The sequence below is a fragment of the Mycobacterium sp. PS03-16 genome, assembly GCF_004570325.1.
In the GTDB taxonomy this organism is placed as follows: Bacteria; Actinomycetota; Actinomycetes; order Mycobacteriales; family Mycobacteriaceae; genus Mycobacterium.
On sequence record NZ_SPQO01000004.1, the window covers coordinates 124,814 to 147,170 of the forward strand.

The following is a 22,357-nucleotide window of genomic DNA, read 5'->3' on the forward strand; positions in this document are numbered from 1 at the left end:
GGCAAGCCCACGTGACGGAACACGGCCGGTGACCGCCGGGCCGCGTGGATGGTGGGGCCTCGCGGCGGCGCTGATCCTCGGTGCCGTGCCGGCGCTGGCGTCCCCCGCGATGTCGTGGTGGTGGCTCGCGTGGATCGGCCTGGTTCCGCTGATGCTGGTGGTGCGTGCCGCGCCGAGCGCCCGCGCGGCCGCGCTGCGGGGATGTGCCGGCATGGCCGGGTACGTCCTGGCCACCCAGTACTGGCTGCTGCCGAGTTCCGGTCCGCTGCTTCTCGTCCTGGCCGTCGGACTCGGCGCACTGTGGGCGCCGTGGGGCGTCGCGGTGCACCGGTGTCTGCGGGCACCGCTGACGACCCGCGGAGTCCTCGCGGCCACCGCGGTGGTGCCGAGCGCCTGGGTGCTGGCCGAAGCGGTGCGCTCCGTGCCGGGTCTGGGCGGGCCAGGGGCACTGCTCGGCGCGTCGCAGTGGAATCAGCCCGCCACCTTGGCCTCCGCATCACTGGGCGGCGTGTGGCTCACGAGTTTCCTGGTCGTGGCCGCCAACACCGCGATCGCCTGCGCGGTGCTGGATCGGCGCGTACCGGCGCGCGCCACGGCCGTGGCGGTGGCGGTGAGTTGCGCCGCGCTCGGTCCGGCCTGGTTCTGGTCGGGGCCTGCGCCGGCGGCGGGCGAGACGGTGCGGGTGGCGCTGGTGCAACCGGGCAACGTCGAGGAGTCGACGGCCCGTCAGGCGGCAGGCGAAGCGCTCACCGCGGGCCTGGTCGGGCGGCCGGTCGAGCTGGTGGTCTGGGGGGAGAGCAGTCTCGGGGTCGATCTGTCCGCGGATCCGGCGGCGATGAGGAGGTTGACGGACCTGTCCCGCCGGGTCGGCGCGGACCTGCTCGTCAACGTCGACGCCCGGGACCGCAGCGGCCGAATCTCCAAATCGTCGGTCCTCATCGGACCGGACGGATTGCGCGGCGAGTACGTCAAGACGCGGCTGGTGCCGTTCGGGGAGTACGTGCCGCTGCGGCCGCTGCTCGGCTGGGCGACCCGCCATACCCAGGCGGCGGACGAGGACCGACGGCGCGGCACCGGGCAGGTGGTGCTGCACACCGAAGGCCAGGGGGGACTCGCCATCGGGCCGCTGATCAGTTTCGAGACGACGTTCTCCGACCTGCCGCGCCGGCTGGTGCGCGACGGCGCGCAGCTGCTGGCGTATCAGAGTTCCACGTCGTCGTACCAGGGGAGTTGGGCGCAACCGCAGTTGGCGAGCCAGGCCGCCGTGCACGCGGCCGAGGTCGGTCATGCGGCGGTGCACACCGGTCTGTCGGGCGTCAGCTCCGCGTTCGACGCACGGGGCCGCCGGCTCGCCTGGTATCCCGCGACCGAACGCGGCGTGGTCGTGGTGGACGTCCCGCTCGGCGCGAGCGACACCGTGTTCGCGCGGTACGGCAATTGGGTGCTGTGGCCGGCGTCGGCGACCCTCGCCGGCGCCCTGGTGCTGGCCGCGAGCAGACGCACAAGTGCCCGGAAACCGCGGTTTCCGGGCACTTGTGCGTCTGCTCGCGCTAGGGGGTGACCTCCTCGGTGCGCTCGTGGGCGTCCTCGATCACCGTGCGGCCGATCTCGGCGTAGACCGTGGGCCGGGCGAAGCGCAGCCACAGCGCGTAGCCCAGGCCGATCAGGAACACCGCCAGGATCATGTACGGCCCCGCCTTGAAGACCAGCGAGTTGGATGCATACCCCGCGGCGAACGCCCGGTTGTCCCACAGCAGCCAGACCACGTACAGCATCGCCAGCCCGCCGATCGACGGGCACACCAGCGTGGTGATCACGTTGCCGCGGTGGGTTTTTCGCACCCAGAAGTACGAGATCACCGCCGCCGAGCAGATGGCCTGCACCAGCATGATCGCCGCGGTGCCGATCAGCGCCAGCAGCCCGTAGATGTTGGTGTAGGGCACCAGCGACGGGGTGTCGACGGGCACGCCGTCGGCGTCGGGCACCTGCACGGCGGTGAAGAACGCGAACAGCAGCACCACCACCAGCGTGATCGTGCTCTGGATCGCCGAGGCCACGTACGGCGAACCGTGCTTGGCGTGCGCCGCGCCGACCGTCTTGCGGACACCGTCGGACGGGATCTCGCGACCGAGCGCGAACAGGTATCGCGACGCGGCGTTGTGGAACGCCAGCGCGCACGCAAACGACCCGATGACCAGCAGGATCTTGTACACGTCGAGCAGGAAGGTGCCGAGGTTGGCCTGCACCAACCCGAAGTACAGGTCCAGCGGGGACGCGCTGATCGATGCCTCGACCGACGCCTTGGCGCCGTTGCCGGCCAGCACCATCGCCGAGATGAACGTGTAGAACAGGCCCAGTCCGATCACCGCGATCAGTGTCGCCCGCGGGATGATCTTCTTCGGGTTCTTCGACTCCTCGCCGTATACCGCGGTGGTCTCGAAGCCCACCCACGACCAGAAGGCGAAGAACAGGCCGATCGCCATCGACCCCGCGGCCGCCGCGGTGCCGAAGGCCTCGGCGGGCAGGCTCTCGAACGCATTGTTGAGCAGCACGGTCTGGTTGAGCATGAAGCCGTCGGGCCCGCCGCCGGAGAAGATCACCGAGAAGGCCAGCGCGAACAGGATCAGCACCTCGGCGACCAGCGTGACGCCCAGGATCGCGGCCGCCAGGCTGATGTGGAAGTGCGAGAGCACGCCGATCACCAGCACCGCACCCACCGCGAACACCAGCCACGGGATGTCCACCCCGAGGATCGTGTTGACCGCATCGTTGGCGAAGTAGGCACACCCACCGATCAGCGAGCCCTCGAACACGACGTAGGCGAAGGTCGCCAGCATGCCGCTGGCCATGCCCCACACCTGGCCCAGGCCGTGGGAGATGAAGCCGTAGAACGCGCCCGTGGTGGTGATGTGCTTGGCCATCGCCACGTAGCCCAGCGCGAACAGCGTGAGGATGATCGTGGCGAACAGGAACCCGGCGGGCGCGCCGAGTCCGTTGCCGAAGCCGACCGCGATGGGGGTGTTGCCGGTCATCGCGGTGATGGGCGCGGCGTTGGCGACGGCCATGAAGATCACCGCGACCATGCCGATCGCGCCCTTCTTCAGGGTCGCCGGTGCCGGCGCGGTGGTGTCGACAGCTGCGGATTCAGTGCTCAACCGCGGCCTCCTGGTTCGGATCGAGGGGTGAGAGGCGGTCTGCACCGTGGCAGTCCGCACGAAGCGTCGCACCCCTCGCGCACCCCGACAACCGGGGGAACACACTGTTAACACAGGTGCAACGCCTTCTTGGGGAACGCTGGCCGAACCGGGTGTTTCGCCGGCGTAACGCCGGGCATCTCTGCGGCGACATATCGATCAGTGGCGCCGCCTCGGCGGTGCCCTGCCTGCGAATGCGCGGATGCCAAGCAGCGGCATCCGAGGCCGGCGCCGTCACGCCGGTTCACTACATATCTCTGCGACACGCGCGCCCGTGCGGCGAGCTGAAGAGGATGGCAAACGAATATGAGATTCACGCACATGCTGCGGCGTCGGCTCACCGCCGGCGCCCTGGCGGCGCTCCTGCTGCCGGGCCTGATCGCCGTCGCCGGCGGCTCCGCGACGGCCGGGGCGTACTCGCGCCCGGGCCTGCCGGTCGAGACACTGATGGTGCCCTCGGCCGCGATGGGCACCACCGTCCCGGTGAAGTTCCAGGGCGGCGGCTCCAGGGCCGTCTACCTGCTCGATGGGCTGCGCGCCCGCGAGGACAACAGCGGGTGGGACATCGAGACGGCCGCGTTCGAGAACTACTTCGAGTCGGGTCTGTCGGTCGTCATGCCCGTCGGCGGCACGTCGAGCTTCTACACCAACTGGCAGTCGCCCGCCGTCGGCAACGGCGGCCGCACCTACAACTACCAGTGGGAGACGTTCCTGACCTCGGAGCTGCCGGCGTACCTGGCCGCCAACAAGGGCATCTCGCCCAGCGGTAACGCCGTCGTCGGCCTGTCGATGTCGGGCAGCTCGGCGCTGATCCTGGCCGCGTACCACCCGGGTCAGTTCAGCTACGCCGGCTCGCTGTCGGGCTTCCTCAACCTGTCGCAGGGCATCTGGCCGACGCTGGTCGGGTTCGCGATGCGCGACTCCGGCGGCTTCGACGCCACCGCGATGTGGGGACCGGGCGGTGGCCCGGCCTGGCAGCGCAACGACCCGACGCTGCAGGCGGGTCGGCTGGTCAGCAATGGCACCCGCATCTGGGTGTACACCGGCAACGGCCGCCCGGGCGACCTCGGTGGCGGCGGGGACATCCCCGGCCAGCTGCTCGAGAACATCACCCAGGACAGCAACCGGGCCTTCCGGGACGCCTACCAGTCCGCCGGTGGCAGCAACGCCACGTTCAACTTCCCGTCCAGCGGCACCCACGGCTGGGGCTACTGGGGTTCGCAGCTCAATGCGATGAAGGGCGACATCCAGCGCACGCTGGGCGTCTGATCCGAAAGCTGAACGGCCGGAGTGCGATTCGCACTCCGGCCGTTTTCGCGTCGATCAGCTCCGCAGCGAGGCGGTGTCGATGACGAAGCGGTAGCGCACGTCGCTGGCGAGGACGCGCTCGTAGGCCTCGTTGACGTAATCCGGTGCGACGACCTCGATCTCGGGGAGCACGTCGTGCTCGGCGCAGAAGTCGAGCATCTCCTGGGTCTCGGGAATGCCGCCGATCAGCGACCCCGCGATGCTGCGGCGGCCGAACACCAGCGCCCCCGCCGGAACGCTCATCGCCTCCTCGGGCATCCCGAGTTCGACCAGCGTGCCGTCCACCTTGAGCAGGCCGAGGTAGTCGGCGAGGTTCAGGTTGGCCGACACGGTATTGAGGATCAGGTCGAAGGACCCGCGCAGCTGCTTGAAGGTGGCGCGGTCGCTGGTGGCGCGGTAATCCTTCGCGCCGAGACGCAGCCCGTCCTCCATCTTCTTCAGCGACTGACTCAGCACGGTCACCTCGGCGCCCATCGCGACGGCGATCTTCACCGCGAGATGGCCCAGGCCACCCAGGCCGATGACCGCGACCTTCTTGCCGGGGCCGGCGTTCCAGTGGCGCAGCGGGGAGTAGGTGGTGATGCCCGCGCACAGCAGGGGAGCGGCCGCGTCCAGCGGGATGCTGTCGGGGATGCGCAGCACGTACTCCTCGTCGACGACGATCGCGCCGCTGTAGCCGCCCTGGGTGGGTTCGCCGTCGCGGCCGACGGCGTTGTAGGTGCCCACCATGCCGGTCGTGCTGCAGTACTGCTGCAGGCCGGCGCGGCAGTTGTCACACTCCCGGCAGGAGTCGACGAAACAGCCGACCCCCACGCGGTCGCCGACCTTGTACTTGGTCACCTCGGCGCCGACCTCGGTGACGATGCCGGCGATCTCGTGGCCGGGCACCACCGGGTAGTTGGGCTGACCCCACTCCGCCTTGACGGTGTGGATGTCGGAATGGCAGATCCCGGCGAAATGGATGTCGAACGCCACATCGTGCGGTCCGACGTCGCGGCGGGTGATCGTGGTCTTGGTCAGCGGTTCGGTCGCCGACGTGGCGGCATACGCGGAAACAGTCGTCGTCATCTCGTCCTCTTCATCGTCTGGTACAGCTCGCTCGCGAGAATGGAGCGGAAAACGGGCGCACGTCGATGAGGCGCCCGGACAGCTGTAACCGCCCGGTGGCGGTGACTAATCCCGATACGTGAATATGTCAGCGATCTGACAGTCCGGGGGCGCGGAAGCCCGCGGTGAACGACAGCCGGTCATAGCGCACCAGCCCAGCCTGCTGGTAGGGATCCCGGTCGATGACGTCCTGCGCCTCCTCGACGCTGATGTCGCCGGTGACCAGCACGCCGCCGGTCTGGGACTCCTGGCGGCCGGCCAGCACCACGCGCCCGGCGGCCACCTCGGCGGTGAGCCAGTCCAGATGAGCGGGGCGGGTTCGGTCGATGACCTCGAGCGGTTCGAGATAGGTCAACGTGAGGATGTGGAACACGGGGCGAAAGACTAGTTGATCGGCGCGTTGGCCCAGCGCACGTCGGCCAGGATGCCGCGGGCGGCCACGATGCCCTCCCCGGTCTGCCACACCTCGTCGTTGACGGTGAACACGCGGCCGTCCTGGGCCGCGGAGAGCTTCCGCCAGGCGTCACTGTCGAGCACCTCGGGTGCCCGCTCGCGGGCGGCGTCGGAGGCGAACGAGACGTAGACGATGTCGCCTTCGGCGATCCCGTAGTCGGCCGAGTCGCCCGTGGCGACCTCGACGAACGGTTCCTCGGTGAAGCGCTGGGTGGCCGGGCGGTCGAGGCCGACCTGGGCCAGCACGCTGCCGGCGAAGCTGTCGACCCCGTAGACGCGCAGTGCGTCGTCGGTGAGCTGCACCACCGAGGCCTGGTAGTGGGCGGCGTCGTTGTCGGCGCCGGTGCGGCGTGCCGCGTCGGCGAACCCGCCGAGCAGCCGCTCGGCGGCGCCGAACCGGCCGGTGGCCGCCCCCGCGACCCGCAGGTTGGCCTGCCAGTCGGGTCCCGGCGGGCCGGTGAACACCGTCGGCGCGATGGTGCCGAGCTCGGCGAACAGGTCGGGGGTCAGCGCCTGCGAACCGAGGATGAGGTCGGGGGCGGCGGCCCGGATCGCGTCCAGATCGGGTGCGGTGCGCGTCCCGGCCGGCGGGACATCGTGGATGACCGCGCCCAGATAGGACGGCTGGACGCCCGGATCGCCGTCGGGCACCGCGGCTGCCACCACCCGCGACTGCAGGCCCAGCGCGCACATCGCGTCGAGCTGGTCGCCGGAGAGCACCACGATGCGCTGCGGATCGGCCCGCACCTGGGTCTGCCCGGCGGCGTGGCGCACCTCGCGCTCGGCCGGTCCGGGGTCGACGGCGGCCGGTTCCGGGGCGCAGGACTCGTCGGGTCTGCGGTCATTGCCCAGGACGCCGGCGCCGGCGATGCTCGTGGTGCTGGTGATCACCGACGTCATCGGGCCGGGGGCCGCCGGCGCGTCGCCGAGCTGACCACAGCCGGCCGTCACCGCCGCCACGAGCGCTGTCAGCAACGCCACACACGACTGCGTCCGGGGTCGGCTGATCGGCACGGCGCCGACGGTAACATCCTGCTCGCGGACCTCGCCGGAGCCGTTGTGCGCGGCGGATGATGACCAATTACGACGTTATGTAGGACCCAGGCTGACCCCGCGCCCGCCGAGGGATAGGATTCAAGTCGAACAAGCGCGGGCATGTCCCGTTCGAACGTTTGGAGGACCTGTTGGTAGCCGAAGCGCCCCCAATCGGTGAACTCGAGGCACGGCGTCCGTTCCCGGAGCGGCTCGGCCCCAAGGGCAACCTGATCTACAAGCTGATCACCACCACCGATCACAAGCTGATCGGCATCATGTACTGCGTCGCCTGCTTCGCGTTCTTCCTCATCGGCGGGTTGATGGCGCTGTTCATGCGCACCGAGCTCGCGGTCCCCGGGCTGCAGTTCCTGAGCAACGAGCAGTACAACCAGCTGTTCACCATGCACGGCACGGTGATGCTGCTGTTCTACGCCACCCCGATCGTCTTCGGGTTCGCCAACCTGGTGTTGCCGCTGCAGATCGGCGCGCCCGACGTGGCGTTCCCGCGCCTGAACGCCTTCTCGTTCTGGCTGTTCCTGTTCGGTGCGCTGATCGCGATCGCCGGGTTCATCACCCCCGGTGGCGCCGCCGACTTCGGCTGGACCGCCTACTCGCCGCTGACCGACGCCATCCACTCGCCCGGCGCGGGTGGTGACCTGTGGATCATGGGTCTGGCCGTCGGCGGTCTGGGCACCATCCTCGGTGGCGTCAACATGATCACCACCGTGGTCTGCATGCGCGCCCCGGGCATGACGATGTTCCGGATGCCGATCTTCACCTGGAACATCCTGGTGACGTCGATCCTGGTGCTGCTGGCGTTCCCGCTGCTGACCGCCGCGCTGTTCGGCCTGGCCGCCGACCGCCACCTCGGCGCCCACATCTACGACCCCGCCAACGGGGGCGTCCTGCTGTGGCAGCACCTGTTCTGGTTCTTCGGTCACCCCGAGGTGTACATCATCGCGCTGCCGTTCTTCGGCATCGTCAGCGAGATCTTCCCGGTGTTCTCCCGCAAACCGATCTTCGGGTACACCACGCTGATCTACGCGACGCTGGCCATCGCGGCGCTGTCGGTCGCCGTCTGGGCGCACCACATGTACGCCACCGGCGCGGTGCTGCTGCCGTTCTTCTCGTTCATGACGTTCCTCATCGCGGTGCCGACCGGGATCAAGTTCTTCAACTGGATCGGCACGATGTGGAAAGGCCAGCTCACATTCGAGTCACCGATGCTGTTCTCGGTCGGCTTCCTGCTGACCTTCCTGCTCGGTGGCCTGTCCGGCGTGCTGCTGGCCAGCCCGCCGCTGGACTTCCACGTCACCGACAGCTACTTCGTCATCGCGCACTTCCACTACGTGCTGTTCGGGACGATCGTGTTCGCGACCTACGCCGGCATCTACTTCTGGTTCCCCAAGATGACGGGCCGTCTGCTCGACGAGCGGCTGGGCAAGCTGCACTTCTGGCTGACGTTCATCGGCTTCCACACCACGTTCCTGGTGCAGCACTGGGTCGGTGACGAGGGCATGCCGCGCCGCTACGCGGACTACCTGCCCACCGACGGGTTCACCACGCTGAACATCGTGTCGACCATCGGCGCGTTCATCCTCGGCGCCTCGATGCTGCCGTTCGTGTGGAACGTGTTCAAGAGCTGGCGCTACGGCGAACCCGTCACGGTCGACGACCCGTGGGGTTACGGCAACTCGCTGGAGTGGGCGACCTCCTGCCCGCCGCCGCGGCACAACTTCACCGAGCTGCCGCGCATCCGGTCGGAGCGCCCAGCGTTCGAGCTGCACTACCCGCACATGGTGGAGCGGATGCGGGCCGAGGCGCACGTCGGCCGCGACCACCATCCGGACGAGCCCAAGCCGATCGACGCGTCCAGTTGATGGACTGCTGCGCCATCACGCGATGAACGCAGCAGGAAGGGTGTCGGTGCTGTTCACCGTCACCGGGGTCGATCAGCCGGGCGTGACGTCGGCGCTGTTCGAGGTGCTGTCCCGCCACGACGTCGAACTGCTCAACGTCGAACAGGTCGTGATCCGGGGCCGGCTCACGCTCGGTGTGCTCGTGGTGTCGCCGGAGGGCGACGCCGAGAGCGAAGCGCTGTGCGTGGACGTCACCGACGCGATCCACGGCGTCGGCCTGGAGGTGACGATCGAGCGCAGCGCAGGCACGCCGGTGATGCGCCAACCGTCCACCCACACGATCGTCGTGCTGGGCCGGCCGATCAGCGCCGAGGCGTTCAGCGCGGTCGCCCGCGAACTGGCCGCGCTCGGGGTGAACATCGACACCATCCGCGGGGTGTCGGACTACCCCGTGACCGGTCTGGAACTGCGTGTGTCGGTTCCGGCCGGCGCCGCGGTCGAGAAACTGCAGAGCGCGTTGGCGCGCGTCGGGGTCGAGGAGCGCGTCGACATCGCGCTCGAGGACTACAGCCTGGAGCGCCGCGCGAAACGGCTCATCGTTTTCGACGTCGATTCGACGCTGATTCAGGGCGAGGTGATCGAGATGCTGGCGGCCCGCGCGGGCGCGGAGGCGGCGGTCGCCGAGGTCACCGAGGCCGCGATGCGCGGCGAACTCGACTTCGCCGAATCGCTGCACCGTCGCGTCGCCACGCTGGCCGGTCTGCCGGCCTCGGTGCTCGACGACGTCGCCGAACAGATCGAGCTCACCGCAGGCGCCCGCACCACCTTGCGCACCCTGCGCCGGCTGGGCTTCCACTGCGGCATCGTCTCCGGCGGCTTCCGGCAGGTGATCGAACCGCTGGCGCACGAGCTGATGATGGACTTCGTCGCGGCCAACGAACTCGAGGTCGTCGACGGCACGCTGACCGGCCGGGTGATCGGTGAGGTGATCGACCGGCCCGGGAAGGCCAAGGCGCTGCGCAACTTCGCCCAGCAGGCCGGCGTGCCGATGGAGCAGACGGTGGCCGTCGGCGACGGCGCCAACGACATCGACATGCTCGCCGCGGCCGGCCTTGGCGTCGCGTTCAACGCCAAACCGGCGCTGCGCGAGGTGGCGGACGCCTCGCTGAGCCACCCCTACCTCGACACCGTGCTGTTCATCCTCGGGATCACCCGCGGGGAGATCGAGGCCGCCGACGCCGTGGACGGTGTGGTGCGGCGCGTCGACATCCCCGACTGAGCCTGCCGAGCAGACGCAAAGTGGCCCTCTGAGCGGACTTTCGTGCGCTTCTGCGTCTGCTCGCGAAGAAATTAGACCACCAGGGCGCTGGGTTCCGGCCCGGCGGCGCCGGTGATGCTGCGCCATGCGCGCGCCAGCAGCTCGACGGCCTCACGCATCTGGTCGGGCGGCAGCGTGTAGGGCACCCGGAGGAAGCGCTCGAGTGACCCGTCGACGCCGAAGCGCGGGCCGGGTGGCACGTCGAGCCCCATCCGCGACGCCGCGGCCGACAGCGCCGAGCTCATCGGCGCGGGCAACCGCACCCACAGCGCCAGCCCGCCGCGGCCCGGGCACGGCTGCCAGTCCGGCAGGTGCTCGTCGAGCAGCGCCAGCATCAACGCGCGCCGGCTGCGCAGGATCTCGCGGCGCTCCGGCAGCAGCTCGTCGGCGGCGCCCAGCAGTTCGGCGGCCGCAAGCTGCTCGAGGATCGCAGTGCCCATGTCGATCGACGGCCGCAGCGCCGCGATGGTCGCCAGCGTGCTGCGTTCGGCCCGGATCCAGCCGATGCGCAGGCCACCCCAGAACGACTTCGACATCGACCCGGTGGTCAGCACCAGGTCGCGGCGACGGGTGAGCGCGGCGGCGACCGGCGGCGGGGCCGGCTCGTCGAGCCACACCTCGGTCATGGTGTCGTCGATGATCGTGCGGGTGCGGGTGTCGGCGATGAGCGCGGCGAGCTCCTCGCGCTGCGGCTGCGGCATGGACAGCCCGGTCGGGTTGTGGCTGTCGGGCACGAAGTAGGCCAGGCTGGGCGCCAGCTGGCGCACCGCGGCGTGCACCGCCCCGAGATCCCACCCGTCCTCGGTCAGCGCCACGGGGACCGGGCGGGCGCCGGCGGTCGTGACGGCGGCGATCGCGCCGTGGTATGTCGGCTGTTCGACCAGCACCCGGTCACCCGGCTGGGTGTAGGTGGCCAGGATGAGCCCGATCGCATGCAACGCGCCGGTGGTCACCATGATCTCGTCGGGTTCGGTGGGTAGCCCGCGCGCGCAGTACCGGGCGGCGATGGCCTCGCGCAGCGGCGGCACCCCGGTGAGTTCGATGCCGATGTCGTGCAGGTACGGGGTGACCCGCTGGGTGGCCGAGGCGAAGGCGTCCAGGACGGCGGGCGCCGGTGCGGCCAGCGCGGCGTTGGCGAGGTTGACCGCGCCGCGGGCAGCGGGCACCGGGGCCGGCGCGGCGGGCGCGGACGGCAGCGCGGTGATGCTGCGGGCACCGCGGCGGGCGACCAGGTAGCCGTCGTCGCGCAGCTGCGCGAAGGCGGCGGTGACGGTGGTGCGCGACACCCGCAGCCCGTCGGCCAGCGCTCGCTCGCTGGGCATCCGGGCTCCGACCGGGAGCCGTCCGTCGATGATGAGCATCCGGACGCCGTCGGCCAGGCCCTGGTAGACGGGGCCGGTGGCACTGGCCGTGCGCCAGTTACCCAGTTCCCGGATCAAGCGGGCCAGATCGAGGGCGCGGGGCGGAATGTCGAGCGTCATTGCAGCCAGTATTCGCCAACTGGCTATTGGATGGCAAGCCACTTCTGCGCACGATGGCACTATGGCTTCGAACTGGATATCTCGACTGGCACAGGCGTTGGCCGATCTGTACGACGTGACCGCCATCGCCGGCCACCACGGCGACCTCGACGAGTGGGACGCCGACGCCCGGCGGATGCATGCCGAATTGGACGCCATCCGCATGCGCTTCCCCGACCACGCGTAGTGCCGGCCCGGCTTCTGCCCGCGGCCGTGCGGGGTGCGGTGCTGCTCGTCGGCCTCGCCGCCTACGGCGTGTCGATGGCGCTGATGGTCCGCGCGGGGCTGGGCCTGGACCCGTGGGATGTGCTGCACCAGGGCCTGGCGCGCCACACCGGGATGACGATCGGGACGGCCTCGGCCGTCGTCGGTGGCGCGGTGCTGCTGGCCTGGATCCCGTTACGCAACCGGCCCGGCGTCGGGACCGTGGCCAACGTCGTGGTGATCGCGGTGACGGTCGACGCCGCGCTGGCGGTGCTGCCCGCGCCCACCGCACTGCCGGTGCGGGTGGGCTGGCTGGTCGGTGCGGTGGTGCTCAACGCACTGGCGACGGTCCTCTACGTGGGCGCCGGACTGGGCCCCGGCCCCCGCGACGGTCTGATGACGGGCATCGTGCGGCGCAGCGGGTTGTCCGTGCGTCTGGTCCGCACGTCGATCGAGGCCGCGGTGCTGGCCGCCGGATGGGTCCTGGGCGGCGCCGTCGGTGTCGGCACCGTCGTCTACGCGCTCGCGATCGGTCCACTGGTGCAGCTGATCCTGCGGCTCACCCCGGTCCGGGTGCTGGCGGTCAGCGGCTGGGCGGAGGTCGACCCGCGGGGCGCGACACCCGTCGAATGCGGCACGATGGTCGAGTGCCGGAAGAAGACGCAGCCGACCTGACCGACGAGGACCTGCTGATCGACTTCGCCAAGGTCACCCTGCGGCGCGGCGGACAGACGCTGGTCGGCCCCATCACCTGGGCGGTCGAACTCGACGAGCGGTGGGTGGTGATCGGCCCCAACGGCGCGGGCAAGACCTCCCTGCTGCGGATCGCCGCCGCCATGGAGCATCCGTCGTCGGGCACGGCCTACGTGCTGGGGGAGCGACTCGGGCGCACCGACATGGCCGAACTGCGCTCGCGGGTCGGCCTGTCGAGTTCGGCTCTGTCGCAACGGGTTCCCGACGGCGAGGTGGTGCGCGACCTGGTGGTGTCCGCGGGCTACGCGGTGCTGGGCCGATGGCGCGAGCGTTACGACGACGTCGACTACGAGCAGGCGGTCGACATGCTCGAGAGCGTCGGCGCCGAACACCTGGCCGACCGCACCTACGACACGCTGTCCGAGGGTGAGCGCAAGCGCGTGCTGATCGCACGCTCGCTGATGACCGACCCGGAACTGCTGCTGCTCGACGAACCCGCCGCGGGTCTGGATCTCGGTGGACGCGAGGAGCTGGTGGCCCGGCTCGCCGACCTGGCCGCCGACCCGGACGCGCCGGCGATGGTGCTGGTCACACACCACGTCGAGGAGATCCCGCCGGGCTTCTCGCACGGGCTGATCCTGTCGGAGGGCAAGGTCGTCGCGGCCGGTCTGCTGACCGACGTGCTCACGGCCGAGAACCTGTCCAAGGCGTTCGGGCAGTCGATCGCCCTCGAGGTGATCGACGGGCGCTTCTTCGCCCGGCGCACCCGTTCCCGCGCGGCCCACAGGAGGCGGTCATGACCGAATCGGCACCGACGTCCACACCCGAGCCGTTGGTGCCGCGCCCGGCGGCGACGGTGATGCTGATCCGCCCCGCCCGCGGCAACCCGGGCGGCAACGAGGTATTCCTGATGCGCCGCCACGCCGGGATGGATTTCGTGGCGGGGGTGATGGTGTTCCCCGGCGGTGGGGTCGACGAGCGCGACCGCAACGCCGACATCGCCTGGGCCGGGCCGGGGCCGCAGTGGTGGGCCGACCGGCTCGGGGTGGACGCCGCCTCGGCCGAGGCACTGGTCTGCGCGGCCGCGCGGGAGACGTTCGAGGAGTGCGGCGTGCTGTTTGCGGGCGCGGCCGACGATCCCGATGTGCTGGTCGACGACGCGTCGGTGTACCGCGACGCGCGCCGCGCGCTGACCGACCGGTCCCTGTCGTTCGCCGACTTCCTGCGCGCCGAGAAGCTGGTGCTGCGAGCGGATCTGCTGCGGCCATGGGCGAACTGGGTGACGCCGGAGGAGGAGCGCACCCGCCGCTACGACACCTACTTCTTCGTGGGGGCGCTGCCCGACGGTCAGCGCGCCGACGGCGAGAACACCGAGACCGACCGGGCGGGCTGGATCACCCCCGAGGAGGCGCTCGAGGACTTCGCGGCGGGCCGGTCCTTCCTGCTGCCGCCGACCTGGACCCAGCTCGACGCGCTGGCCGGGCGCACCGTCGAGGAGGTCCTCGCCGTCGAGCGGCGCATCCAGGCCGTGCAGCCCACGCTGGCCGTGCGGGACGGCAACTGGGAGATCGAGTTCTTCGATAGCGACCGCTACAACGCCGCCCGCAACCACCGGGCGCCGGGAGCCTGACCGCGTGCGGGAGTTCGTCGGCGTCCACACCCACCCGGAGCAGCCCGGTGTCGCGACACTGCTGCTGTCGCGACCGCCGACCAACGCGCTGACCCGGCAGATCTACCGCGAACTGGCCTCGGCCGCCGCGGAGGTGTCCGGCCGCGAAGACGTCGACGCGGTCGTGCTGTTCGGCGGGCACGAGATCTTCTGCGCCGGCGACGACGTGCCGGCGCTGCGCGCGCTGTCGCCCGCGGAACGCGCGGCCGCCGACGAGGTGGCCCGCGCCGCGGTCGCCGCCGTCGCCGCGATTCCCAAGCCCACGGTGGCGGCGGTGACCGGCTACGCACTGGGCAGCGGGCTGACCCTCGCGCTGGCCGCCGACTGGCGGGTGGCCGGCGACAACGTCAAGGTCGGGTCGACAGAGGTGCTCGCCGGCCTGGCGCCCCGCGCGGACGCCACCGCGCGGCTGGCCCGCGCGGCCGGGCTGAGCCGGGCCAAAGACCTGGTGTTCTCCGGCCGTTTCGTCGGCGCGCAGGAGGCGCTCGCCCTCGGGCTGGTCGATACGCTGGCCACCCCCGACGGCGTGTACGACGCCGCGCTGGCCTGGCTGGACCGGCTCGGGGACCACCCGCCGCAGGTGCTGGCCGCCGCCAAGGCCTCCTTCGCCGGTTAGGCTGCCGGTCATGACGAGTATCGACTCCACCGAGCTGCCCGCATCGAACCCGCATGCGACGGCCGAGCAGGTCGAGGCCGCGATGAAGGACTCGAAGCTGGCCCAGGTGCTCTACCACGACTGGGAAGCCGAGACCTACGACGAGAAGTGGTCGATCTCCTACGACCAGCGCTGCGTCGACTACGCACGCGGCCGGTTCGACGCGGCGGTGCCCGAGGAGGTACAGCGCGAACTGCCCTACGACCGGGCCCTGGAACTGGGCTGCGGCACCGGGTTCTTCCTGCTCAACCTGATCCAGGCGGGGGTGGCGCGGCGCGGATCGGTCACCGACCTGTCCCCGGGCATGGTCAAGGTGGCCACCCGCAACGGTCAGTCGCTGGGGCTCGACGTCGACGGTCGCGTCGCCGACGCCGAAGGCATCCCGTACGAGGACGACACATTCGACCTGGTGGTCGGCCATGCGGTGCTCCACCACATCCCCGACGTCGAACTATCCCTGCGCGAGGTCATCCGGGTGCTCAAACCCGGCGGCCGGTTCGTGTTCGCCGGGGAGCCGACCACGGTCGGCAACCGGTACGCCCGTGAGCTGTCGACGCTGACGTGGCGCATCGCCACCAACGTCACCAAGCTGCCCGTGCTGTCGGACTGGCGCCGGCCGCAGACCGAGCTCGACGAGTCATCCCGCGCCGCGGCGCTGGAGGCCGTGGTGGACCTGCACACCTTCGACCCCGCCGATCTGGAGCGTATGGCCCGCTCGGCCGGGGCGGTCGAGGTGGCCACCGCCAGTGAGGAATTCACCGCGGCGATGCTGGGCTGGCCGGTGCGGACCTTCGAGGCTGCCGTGCCGCCGGGCCGATTGGGCTGGGGCTGGGCGAAATTCGCGTTCAACAGCTGGACCACGCTGAGCTGGGTCGACGCCAACGTGTGGCGGCGGGTGGTGCCGAAAGGCTGGTTCTACAACGTGATGGTGACCGGAGTGAAACCGGCCTGATTCCCGCGCGGTGTTCGATCTCGACGCGGTCGCCTATCTGCGCAGCGACGACGGCGAGCGAGCCCTTCGCGACGCCGCCGGTCGACCGCTGACCGCGGACTCGCTGATCCGTGACATCGCCGCGCTGCGAACGTCTTTCGGGGACCGTGCCGCCGTTCTCGTGGAGACGGTGCGACTGCGGCGCAAGGCCGCCGACAAGCTGCCCGATGCGAGGGACTGGCTGTTCACCGACGAGGCGTTGCAGCAGGCGACGGCGGCGCCGGTGGCCGCGCACCGGGCGCACCGGCTGACCGGACGGCGCGTGCACGACGCCACCTGCTCGATCGGCACCGAGCTTGCCGCGCTTCGGATTCGGGCTGCCCAGGTGGTGGGCAGCGACCTCGATCCGGTGCGCCTGGCGATGGCGCGGCACAACCTCGATTCCGGCGGCGACGGTGTGCCGCTGCTGCGCGCCGACGCGCTGTACCCGGTGACTCGCGACACCGTCGTGCTCGTCGATCCCGCGCGCCGACGCGCCGGGCGGCGCACCTTCGACCCGAGGGACTACACCCCGCCGCTGGACGCGGTGTTCGACACCTATGCCGGCCGCGATCTGGTCGTGAAGTGTGCGCCCGGAATCGATTTCGACGCCGTGCGCCGGCTGGGCTTGCGCGGGGAGGTGGAGGTGACCTCGCTGGCGGGCAGCGTGCGCGAGGCGTGTCTGTGGTCGCCCGGGCTGACCACCGCCGGGGTGACGCGGCGGGCCAGCCTCCTCGACCGCGGCGAAGAGGTCACCGACGCCGACCCCGACGATTGTCCGATCGCACCCGCTGGGCGTTTCCTCGTCGATCCCGACGGTGCGGTGGTGCGGGCCGGGCTGGTCCGCCACTACGCCGCGCGGCACGGGCTGTGGCAGCTCGACCCCGCCATCGCCTATCTGTCGGGGGAGCGGATACCGCCCGGTGTGCGCGGCTTCGAGGTGCTCGAGGAGGTCGCCTTCCATGAACGGCGGCTGCGTCAGGCGCTGACGGCCCACGACGCGGGGGCGGTCGAAATCCTGGTGCGCGGTGTCGACGTCGACCCCGATGCGCTGCGGCACCGGCTCAAACCGCGCGGCGGCGCGGCACTGTCGGTGGTGATCACCCGGCTGGGCACCGGGTCGGCAAGTAGGGCAACGGCCTTCATATGTCGGCCGTCACGTTGACCGGCCACGTACCCTTGCGGTGATGAAACGAGCCTCTTCGATCGCGGCGCTGCTGGCCGCCACCGTGCTGACCGGCTTCGCCGGTACCGCCGTGGCGTCGGCCCAGACCGCATGTGCCGACCTCGGCGGCGCCCTGAACGCCGAACAGTCCTGCCAGGTGCACGACGCGACCGCCGACTACACGCTGGACTTCACGTTCCCGGCCGGATACCCCGACGAGCAGGCGGTGTCGGCGTACCTGACGCAGACCCGCGACGGCTTCGTCAACGTCTCGCAGATGCCCGGATCCCGGGGGCTGCCCTACGTGCTCGATGCCAAGGGCACCGCCTACCACTCCGGGCTGGCCCCGCAGGGCACCCAGAGCCTGGTGCTGGAGATCTACCAGAACGTCGGCGGAGCCCACCCGCAGACCTGGTACAAGGCGTTCGCCTACGACCTCGGCAAGCAGGCGCCCATCACGTTCGAGACCCTGTTCCGACCCGATTCACGCCCGCTGGACCTGGTGTTCCCCGCCGTGCAGCGTGAACTGCAGGCCCGCACGGGCATCGACCAGCCGGTGCTGCCCGATATCGGGATGGACCCGAAGCACTACCAGAATTTCGCGATCACCGACGACGCGGTGATCTTCTTCTTCGGGCAGGGCGAACTGCTGCCCGAGGCGGCCGGGGCCATGCAGGCGTCGGTTCCCCGCGCCGTGCTGGCCCCGGTCCTCGCGGTCTAGACCTTCGACGGTTCCCGCCGGCCGGACTTCGGCTCGTAGGTCTCCCAGAAGGTGGCGTTCGGGATCCCGAGGGTGACCGGATCGAAGACCGGATCGAGGCCGGCTTTCTTCTGCCGCTCGTAATCCCGTAACGCCTTGTACGCGGGCTGCTGCAGGATCAGGATGCCGATCACGTTGAGCCAGGCCATCAGTCCGACGCCGATGTCACCGAGGGTCCATGCCTCGGTGGCCGTGGACACGGCGCCGATGGTCACCGACACCAGGATCAGCGCCTGCAGTGCCATGGTGGCCGTGCCGCCGACCGTGCCGCGGATGAACGGCAGGCGCATGGGGGAGGCCTTCCCGAGCAGGAAGCGCAGGTTGGTCTCGGCCATGTAGTAGTAGGCGATGATCGTCGTGAGGCAGAAGAAGAACAGCGAGATGGCCACGAAGCTGGCGCCCGCGCCGCTCCACAGGGTGTCGAAACCCACCTGCGCGTATGTCGGGCCCACGGCGACGTCCGCCGGCAGCAGACCGCCGTCGGCCAGCACGGCGCCGTCGGCGCTCTCCCCCTCGTAGACGCGGTAGGCACCGGTGGACAGGATCAGGAAGCCGGTGGCCGAGCAGACGAACAGCGTGTCGACGTACACCGCGAACGCCTGCACCAGACCCTGTTTGGCGGGGTGGGAGACCTCGGCCGCGGCGGCTGCGTGCGGGCCGGTGCCCTGGCCGGCCTCGTTCGAGTAGATGCCGCGCTTGACGCCCCACATGATCGCCGCGCCGATGATGGCGCCGAACGCCGCATCGATGCCGAAGGCGCTGGAGAAGATCAGCCGAATCATCTCCGGCACCGCTGAGGCGTTGGCCGCGACGATGATGAGCGCGAACAGGATGTAGGCAACCGCCATGAACGGCACGACGATCGAGGCGAACGTGGCGATCCGCTTGACGCCGCCGATGATCACGAACGCCAGCACGATGACGATGCCGACGGCCACGGCCCATTCCGACCAGCCCCAGGCGTTGTTCATCGCGACCGCCATTGAGTTGGACTGCACGCTGGGCAGCAGCAGGCCGCACGCCAGGATGGTGACGGCGGCGAAGATCAGGCCGTAGATCTTGAACAGGGGTGCCGCCGCGGTATGTGACATCGCCCGGCTCAGGTAGTAGGCGGGTCCGCCGCGGTACTCGCCGGTGAGGCTGTCACGCACTTTGTAGATCTGGCCGAGTGTGCACTCGACGAACGACGTCGACGCCCCCAGGAACGCCATGGCCCACATCCAGAACAGCGCGCCCGGGCCGCCGAATGCGATCGCGGTGGCGACGCCGGCGATGTTGCCGGTGCCGACGCGCCCGGCCAGCGACATCATCAGGGCCTGGAACGAGGACACGCCGTCGGGCGACTTCTCGCCGTGAATCATCACCCGGATCATCTCCGGGATCTGCCGAACCTGGACGAAGCGTGACCGGATGGAGAAGTACAGGCCCGCGGCCAGGCACAGATAGACCAGCGCGTTGCTCCAGATGTAGCCGTTCACCGCGCTCAGGAATTCCGACAACTCGCTCTCCCGGTACGTCGATTCCGGCCCGCCGGGCGGCGGGCGCCTCCGGCATGATGTCACGGAACCGGCGGTTTTTTGTTAAGTCGGCGTCACCTCGGCGTTAGAAATGTGATGAGCAGATGCTCACGGCCGCAATTCTTCCGGTGCGAAGCCGTAGACCTGCCCGTCGCTGGTTGCCGCGACCACCCTGCCGTCGGCGCCGATCGACACCCCGACCGGCCAGCCCGTCGCCTCGGGCAGCGGGTAGCTGTTCACCGTGCGGCCGTCGCCGGTATCGAACGCCAGCAGCGCCTGACCATCCTCGCCGGCGGCGGTGACGGTGTAGCCGACGTCGCCGGCGCGGCTCGCGGTGGTCAACGGGCCGACGTCGTCGCGGGTCCACACCACCTCGCCCCGGTCGCCGGCGTCGCGCACCGCGGTCAGCGCCGACCCCGGGCCGCCACCTGCGACGATCAGCCCGTCGGGGGACACCGAGGGCGGCGTCTGCGCCAGGTAGCCGAGGTGAAGAGACCACTTCGCGCTGCCGTCGGCGGTGTCGAGTGCCCACAGCTTCTGGTCACGGCCGTTGACGTACACCGTCGCCCCGTCCGCGGAGAGCACCGGGCTGGCCAGCGGACCGCGGCCGACCGCATCGCTGCTCCACTCCTGCGCCAGCAGCGGCGACTGACCCGGGCGGTAGCGCAACCCGACGACCACCGGCGCGGGGGCGCCGGGTTCCCAGAGCGTCAGCACCACGATGTTGCCCGCGGCGGAGAACGCCGGAGCGGCGGCGACCGGGCACTGCGGCCGGGCGGACCGGCAGTCGGCGAGGCCGCGGGCGGAGTCGGTCGGGTCGATCCCGGCCACGAGGTCCAGCGGCGTCGCCTCGACGGTGCCGCGGTGGGCGTCGAACACCAGCACCTGTCCGAGGTGGGTGACGACGAGCAACTGGCCGGAGGTGAGGAATCGGGGGGTGGTCGGCGCACCGATGACCGGTTTGCGCCAGCGCGCCCACTGCGTGGTGGGGAAGGCCAGCATCGTGCCGGGCTGGCCGACGTAGAGGTTGCCGAAGCCGTCGAACAGGGGGCTGGCGTTACCGCCGCGCTGGATCACCCTGGTGCACCAGCGTTGCCGGGCGTTGTTGTCGGCCTCCCACACCATCAGCGAGCAGCCGGCCGGCGTCTGGCCGTTGGCGGCGAGGAAACCGTCGCCGTCGAGCGCCACCGCCGCGGCCAGGTCCCCCTTGACCGACCGGCTCCACTCCAGCCGTAGCGCGTCGGCGCCGTCGGCGGGGGTGTAGCTGCTGTTGGCGGCGTCGCCGTACTGCGCGGGCCAGCCCGCCGCCGCGCGGGACTCGACCCAGGAGTTGTCGTCCGAGCATCCGGTCAGCACACCACCCACCAGCGCTGATACCGCCAGCGCCATGAATCGCCGGAACACGGTGTCTCTCCTCGGGTTCGCGTCCTTCGAGCCTGGCGGCCCACGTGAGGGTAACCCGGCCGCCGGTCGCCGCTCGCGTAGGCTTTGCGGCCATGACGACGATGTGGGGTGCGCCGCTGCACAAGCGGTGGCGGGGTTCGCGGTTGCGTGATCCGCGCCAGGCCCGCTTCCTGACGTCCGCTTCGCTGAAATGGGTGCTGGCCAACCGCGCTTTCACCCCCTGGTACCTGGTGCGGTACTGGCGTCTGCTGAAGTTCAAGCTGGCCAACCCGCACGTGATCACTCGGGGCATGGTGTTCCTCGGCAGAGACGTCGAGATCCAGGCCACACCCGAGCTGGCGCAGCTGGAGATCGGCCGCTGGGTGCACATCGGCGACAAGAACACGATCCGCGCCCACGAGGGGTCGTTGCGCATCGGTGACAAGGTGGTGCTGGGCCGCGACAACGTCATCAACACCTACCTCGACATCGAACTCGGCGATTCGGTGCTGATGGCCGACTGGTGCTACATCTGCGATTTCGACCACAAGATGGACAACATCGAGATGCCGATCAAGGACCAGGGCATCGTCAAGAGCCCGGTGCGGATCGGCCCGGACACCTGGGTCGCGACGAAGGTGACCGTGCTGCGTGGCACCACGGTCGGCCGGGGCTGCGTGCTGGCGGCCCACGCGGTGGTCAAGGGCGACATCCCGGACTTCTCGATCGCCGTCGGCGCGCCGGCAAAGGTGGTGAAGAACCGCAAGCTCGCGTGGGAGACGTCGGCCGCGCAGCGCGCGGAGCTCGCCGCCGCGCTGGCCGACATCGAGCGTAAGAAGGCCGCGCGCTAGCGACCCGCGACGATGGCTGACGACGAGTCCGCGCACCGGTCCGAACCGGACTACCGCTTCACGCTGGCCAACGAGCGGACCTTCCTGGCCTGGCAGCGCACCGCGCTGGGCCTGCTGGCGGGGGCGGTCGCGGTCGTGCAGTTCGTCCCGGAGCTGGGAGTGCCCGGTGCGCGGCGGACGCTCGGGATCCTGCTCGCGGTCCTGGCCACGGTGACCGCGGGGGTCGGGCTGCGCCGCTGGGTCCAGGTGGATCGGGCGATGCGGGCGGGCGCACCGTTCCCGCGTCATCCCTCCCCGGCCTATCTCGGCATCGGACTGGTCGTCATCGGGGCGCTGATCGTGGTGTTCCTGGGGATCCGCGCGGTGGGCGGATGACCGGTGCCGCGCCGGCCGACCGCGGTCTTCAGGCCGAGCGGACCGCGCTGGCGTGGACCAGGACGTCGTTCGCGGTGCTCGCCAACGGAGCGCTGCTGATGTTGCGCGACCTCAAGCACCACAGCGCGGGCCTCGGGCTGGTCGCGGGGATGTTCGCGGTCGTGATCGCGGCGCTGATCTACGTCATGGGGATGCGCCGTCAGCGCACCCTGCTGACCCGCCCGCTGCCGCGCCGGATCACGCCGCGCCGCGAGGTGTACGTGCTGGCGGGCGCGGTGCTGGTGCTGATCGCGGTGTCGGTGGCCGCACTGCCGTTCTGAC

Annotated in this window: 22 protein-coding genes; 15 read left to right on the forward strand and 7 right to left on the reverse strand. The window is 70.5% G+C overall.

The window, feature by feature from the left end; translation table 11 throughout:
* The first annotated feature begins 109 nt into the window (after positions 1–109).
* Positions 110–1,561, forward strand: a complete 1,452-nt coding sequence (gene lnt, locus E4P42_RS05125; RefSeq protein WP_135123928.1) for an apolipoprotein N-acyltransferase — start codon at positions 110–112, stop codon at positions 1,559–1,561.
* Here the strand turns inward: lnt and E4P42_RS05130 are convergent.
* Entirely contained in the window at positions 1,551–3,155 is a 1,605-nt protein-coding gene (locus tag E4P42_RS05130) for an APC family permease (protein ID WP_135123701.1), read from the reverse strand. The genes lnt and E4P42_RS05130 overlap by 11 nt on opposite strands.
* 345 nt (positions 3,156–3,500) lie before the next feature.
* Here E4P42_RS05130 and E4P42_RS05135 point away from each other — a divergent pair, with 345 nt between their 5' ends.
* Positions 3,501–4,463 carry an alpha/beta hydrolase family protein gene (locus E4P42_RS05135; protein WP_135123703.1) on the forward strand — a complete coding sequence of 321 codons (963 nt, stop codon included), beginning with the start codon at positions 3,501–3,503 and terminating at the stop codon, positions 4,461–4,463.
* 54 nt (positions 4,464–4,517) lie between these two features.
* Here the strand turns inward: E4P42_RS05135 and E4P42_RS05140 are convergent, their stop codons facing one another.
* The 3 genes from E4P42_RS05140 to E4P42_RS05150 all read right to left on the reverse strand — a co-directional run bounded on the left by E4P42_RS05140 (position 4,518) and on the right by E4P42_RS05150 (position 7,043).
* A complete protein-coding gene (locus E4P42_RS05140; protein WP_135123705.1) occupies positions 4,518–5,570 on the reverse strand; it encodes an NAD(P)-dependent alcohol dehydrogenase in 1,053 nt (350 codons plus the stop codon).
* Positions 5,571–5,697: 127 nt separating this feature from the next.
* Positions 5,698–5,982 (reverse strand): YciI family protein, encoded by a 285-nt coding sequence (locus tag E4P42_RS05145; protein WP_135123707.1) that lies wholly within the window; start codon positions 5,980–5,982, stop codon positions 5,698–5,700.
* Between the two features lie 11 nt (positions 5,983–5,993).
* The gene (locus tag E4P42_RS05150) at positions 5,994–7,043 is read right to left on the reverse strand and encodes an iron-siderophore ABC transporter substrate-binding protein (RefSeq protein ID WP_245233895.1); all 1,050 of its coding nucleotides are present in this window, start codon (positions 7,041–7,043) and stop codon (positions 5,994–5,996) included.
* A gap of 203 nt (positions 7,044–7,246) precedes the next feature.
* On the opposite strand from E4P42_RS05150, the gene ctaD reads away from it, so the two are divergent.
* A complete protein-coding gene (gene ctaD, locus E4P42_RS05155) occupies positions 7,247–8,977 on the forward strand; it encodes a cytochrome c oxidase subunit I (protein WP_135123712.1) in 1,731 nt (576 codons plus the stop codon).
* Between the two features lie 22 nt (positions 8,978–8,999).
* The gene (serB, locus tag E4P42_RS05160; RefSeq protein ID WP_135123714.1) at positions 9,000–10,235 is read left to right on the forward strand and encodes a phosphoserine phosphatase SerB; all 1,236 of its coding nucleotides are present in this window, start codon (positions 9,000–9,002) and stop codon (positions 10,233–10,235) included.
* A gap of 71 nt (positions 10,236–10,306) precedes the next feature.
* Here serB and E4P42_RS05165 read toward each other — a convergent pair whose 3' ends face one another.
* Positions 10,307–11,755 carry a PLP-dependent aminotransferase family protein gene (locus E4P42_RS05165; protein ID WP_209305697.1) on the reverse strand — a complete coding sequence of 483 codons (1,449 nt, stop codon included), beginning with the start codon at positions 11,753–11,755 and terminating at the stop codon, positions 10,307–10,309.
* 61 nt (positions 11,756–11,816) lie between these two features.
* Between E4P42_RS05165 and E4P42_RS26920 the strand changes: the two genes are divergently transcribed.
* From E4P42_RS26920 to E4P42_RS05200, 8 genes are all read left to right on the forward strand, one after another.
* Entirely contained in the window at positions 11,817–11,981 is a 165-nt protein-coding gene (locus E4P42_RS26920; protein ID WP_167759365.1) for a hypothetical protein, read from the forward strand.
* A 74-nt stretch (positions 11,982–12,055) separates the two neighbouring features.
* Entirely contained in the window at positions 12,056–12,673 is a 618-nt protein-coding gene (locus tag E4P42_RS05170) for a YitT family protein (RefSeq protein WP_371286985.1), read from the forward strand.
* Positions 12,628–13,491, forward strand: coding sequence for an ABC transporter ATP-binding protein (locus tag E4P42_RS05175; protein WP_135123718.1), 864 nt, complete (start codon positions 12,628–12,630; stop codon positions 13,489–13,491). Before E4P42_RS05170 ends, E4P42_RS05175 begins: the two co-directional genes overlap by 46 nt.
* A complete protein-coding gene (locus E4P42_RS05180; protein ID WP_135123720.1) occupies positions 13,488–14,321 on the forward strand; it encodes an NUDIX domain-containing protein in 834 nt (277 codons plus the stop codon). The genes E4P42_RS05175 and E4P42_RS05180 overlap by 4 nt, the downstream gene beginning before the upstream one ends.
* A 4-nt stretch (positions 14,322–14,325) precedes the next feature.
* Positions 14,326–14,976 carry an enoyl-CoA hydratase gene (locus E4P42_RS05185; protein ID WP_135123722.1) on the forward strand — a complete coding sequence of 217 codons (651 nt, stop codon included), beginning with the start codon at positions 14,326–14,328 and terminating at the stop codon, positions 14,974–14,976.
* A 10-nt stretch (positions 14,977–14,986) separates the two neighbouring features.
* Positions 14,987–15,967 carry a class I SAM-dependent methyltransferase gene (locus E4P42_RS05190; RefSeq protein ID WP_135123724.1) on the forward strand — a complete coding sequence of 327 codons (981 nt, stop codon included), beginning with the start codon at positions 14,987–14,989 and terminating at the stop codon, positions 15,965–15,967.
* 10 nt (positions 15,968–15,977) lie between these two features.
* Complete coding sequence (locus E4P42_RS05195) at positions 15,978–17,150, forward strand: class I SAM-dependent methyltransferase (RefSeq protein ID WP_167759366.1); 1,173 nt, start codon at positions 15,978–15,980, stop codon at positions 17,148–17,150.
* Positions 17,151–17,172: 22 nt separating this feature from the next.
* Positions 17,173–17,871 (forward strand): esterase, encoded by a 699-nt coding sequence (locus E4P42_RS05200; RefSeq protein ID WP_135123727.1) that lies wholly within the window; start codon positions 17,173–17,175, stop codon positions 17,869–17,871.
* On the opposite strand, the gene E4P42_RS05205 is transcribed toward E4P42_RS05200, so the two are convergent.
* Both E4P42_RS05205 and E4P42_RS05210 read right to left on the reverse strand, forming a co-directional pair.
* On the reverse strand, positions 17,868–19,409 hold the full coding sequence (locus E4P42_RS05205; RefSeq protein WP_135123729.1) for a sodium:alanine symporter family protein: 1,542 nt from the start codon (positions 19,407–19,409) through the stop codon (positions 17,868–17,870). The two genes, E4P42_RS05200 and E4P42_RS05205, sit on opposite strands and share 4 nt — an antisense overlap.
* A gap of 126 nt (positions 19,410–19,535) precedes the next feature.
* Entirely contained in the window at positions 19,536–20,831 is a 1,296-nt protein-coding gene (locus tag E4P42_RS05210) for a PQQ-binding-like beta-propeller repeat protein (RefSeq protein WP_135123731.1), read from the reverse strand.
* Positions 20,832–20,923: 92 nt separating this feature from the next.
* On the opposite strand from E4P42_RS05210, the gene E4P42_RS05215 reads away from it, so the two are divergent.
* Genes E4P42_RS05215 through E4P42_RS05225 form a run of 3 tightly spaced genes read left to right on the forward strand, consistent with a single transcriptional unit; the run spans position 20,924 to position 22,356 of the window.
* Positions 20,924–21,661: an acyltransferase gene (locus tag E4P42_RS05215; RefSeq protein ID WP_135123733.1), complete on the forward strand. Its 738-nt coding sequence runs from the start codon at positions 20,924–20,926 to the stop codon at positions 21,659–21,661.
* 12 nt (positions 21,662–21,673) lie between these two features.
* The gene (locus E4P42_RS05220; protein WP_135123735.1) at positions 21,674–22,036 is read left to right on the forward strand and encodes a YidH family protein; all 363 of its coding nucleotides are present in this window, start codon (positions 21,674–21,676) and stop codon (positions 22,034–22,036) included.
* Positions 22,033–22,356 carry a DUF202 domain-containing protein gene (locus E4P42_RS05225; protein WP_135123737.1) on the forward strand — a complete coding sequence of 108 codons (324 nt, stop codon included), beginning with the start codon at positions 22,033–22,035 and terminating at the stop codon, positions 22,354–22,356. The genes E4P42_RS05220 and E4P42_RS05225 overlap by 4 nt, the downstream gene beginning before the upstream one ends.
* Position 22,357 lies beyond the last annotated feature (1 nt).

What these genes read in the sequence shown, in the direction of transcription:
- lnt (WP_135123928.1), top strand. Translation starts at nt 110, where the DNA reads ATGTCGTGGTGGTGGCTCGCGTGGATCGGCCTGGTTCCGCTGATGCTG.
- E4P42_RS05135 (WP_135123703.1), top strand. Translation starts at nt 3,501, where the DNA reads ATGAGATTCACGCACATGCTGCGGCGTCGGCTCACCGCCGGCGCCCTG.
- E4P42_RS05140 (WP_135123705.1), bottom strand. Translation starts at nt 5,570, where the DNA reads ATGACGACGACTGTTTCCGCGTATGCCGCCACGTCGGCGACCGAACCG.
- serB (WP_135123714.1), top strand. Translation starts at nt 9,000, where the DNA reads ATGAACGCAGCAGGAAGGGTGTCGGTGCTGTTCACCGTCACCGGGGTC.
- E4P42_RS05165 (WP_209305697.1), bottom strand. Translation starts at nt 11,755, where the DNA reads ATGACGCTCGACATTCCGCCCCGCGCCCTCGATCTGGCCCGCTTGATC.
- E4P42_RS26920 (WP_167759365.1), top strand. Translation starts at nt 11,817, where the DNA reads ATGGCTTCGAACTGGATATCTCGACTGGCACAGGCGTTGGCCGATCTG.
- E4P42_RS05170 (WP_371286985.1), top strand. Translation starts at nt 12,056, where the DNA reads ATGGCGCTGATGGTCCGCGCGGGGCTGGGCCTGGACCCGTGGGATGTG.
- E4P42_RS05175 (WP_135123718.1), top strand. Translation starts at nt 12,628, where the DNA reads ATGCGGCACGATGGTCGAGTGCCGGAAGAAGACGCAGCCGACCTGACC.
- E4P42_RS05180 (WP_135123720.1), top strand. Translation starts at nt 13,488, where the DNA reads ATGACCGAATCGGCACCGACGTCCACACCCGAGCCGTTGGTGCCGCGC.
- E4P42_RS05190 (WP_135123724.1), top strand. Translation starts at nt 14,987, where the DNA reads ATGACGAGTATCGACTCCACCGAGCTGCCCGCATCGAACCCGCATGCG.
- E4P42_RS05200 (WP_135123727.1), top strand. Translation starts at nt 17,173, where the DNA reads ATGAAACGAGCCTCTTCGATCGCGGCGCTGCTGGCCGCCACCGTGCTG.
- E4P42_RS05215 (WP_135123733.1), top strand. Translation starts at nt 20,924, where the DNA reads ATGACGACGATGTGGGGTGCGCCGCTGCACAAGCGGTGGCGGGGTTCG.
- E4P42_RS05220 (WP_135123735.1), top strand. Translation starts at nt 21,674, where the DNA reads ATGGCTGACGACGAGTCCGCGCACCGGTCCGAACCGGACTACCGCTTC.
- E4P42_RS05225 (WP_135123737.1), top strand. Translation starts at nt 22,033, where the DNA reads ATGACCGGTGCCGCGCCGGCCGACCGCGGTCTTCAGGCCGAGCGGACC.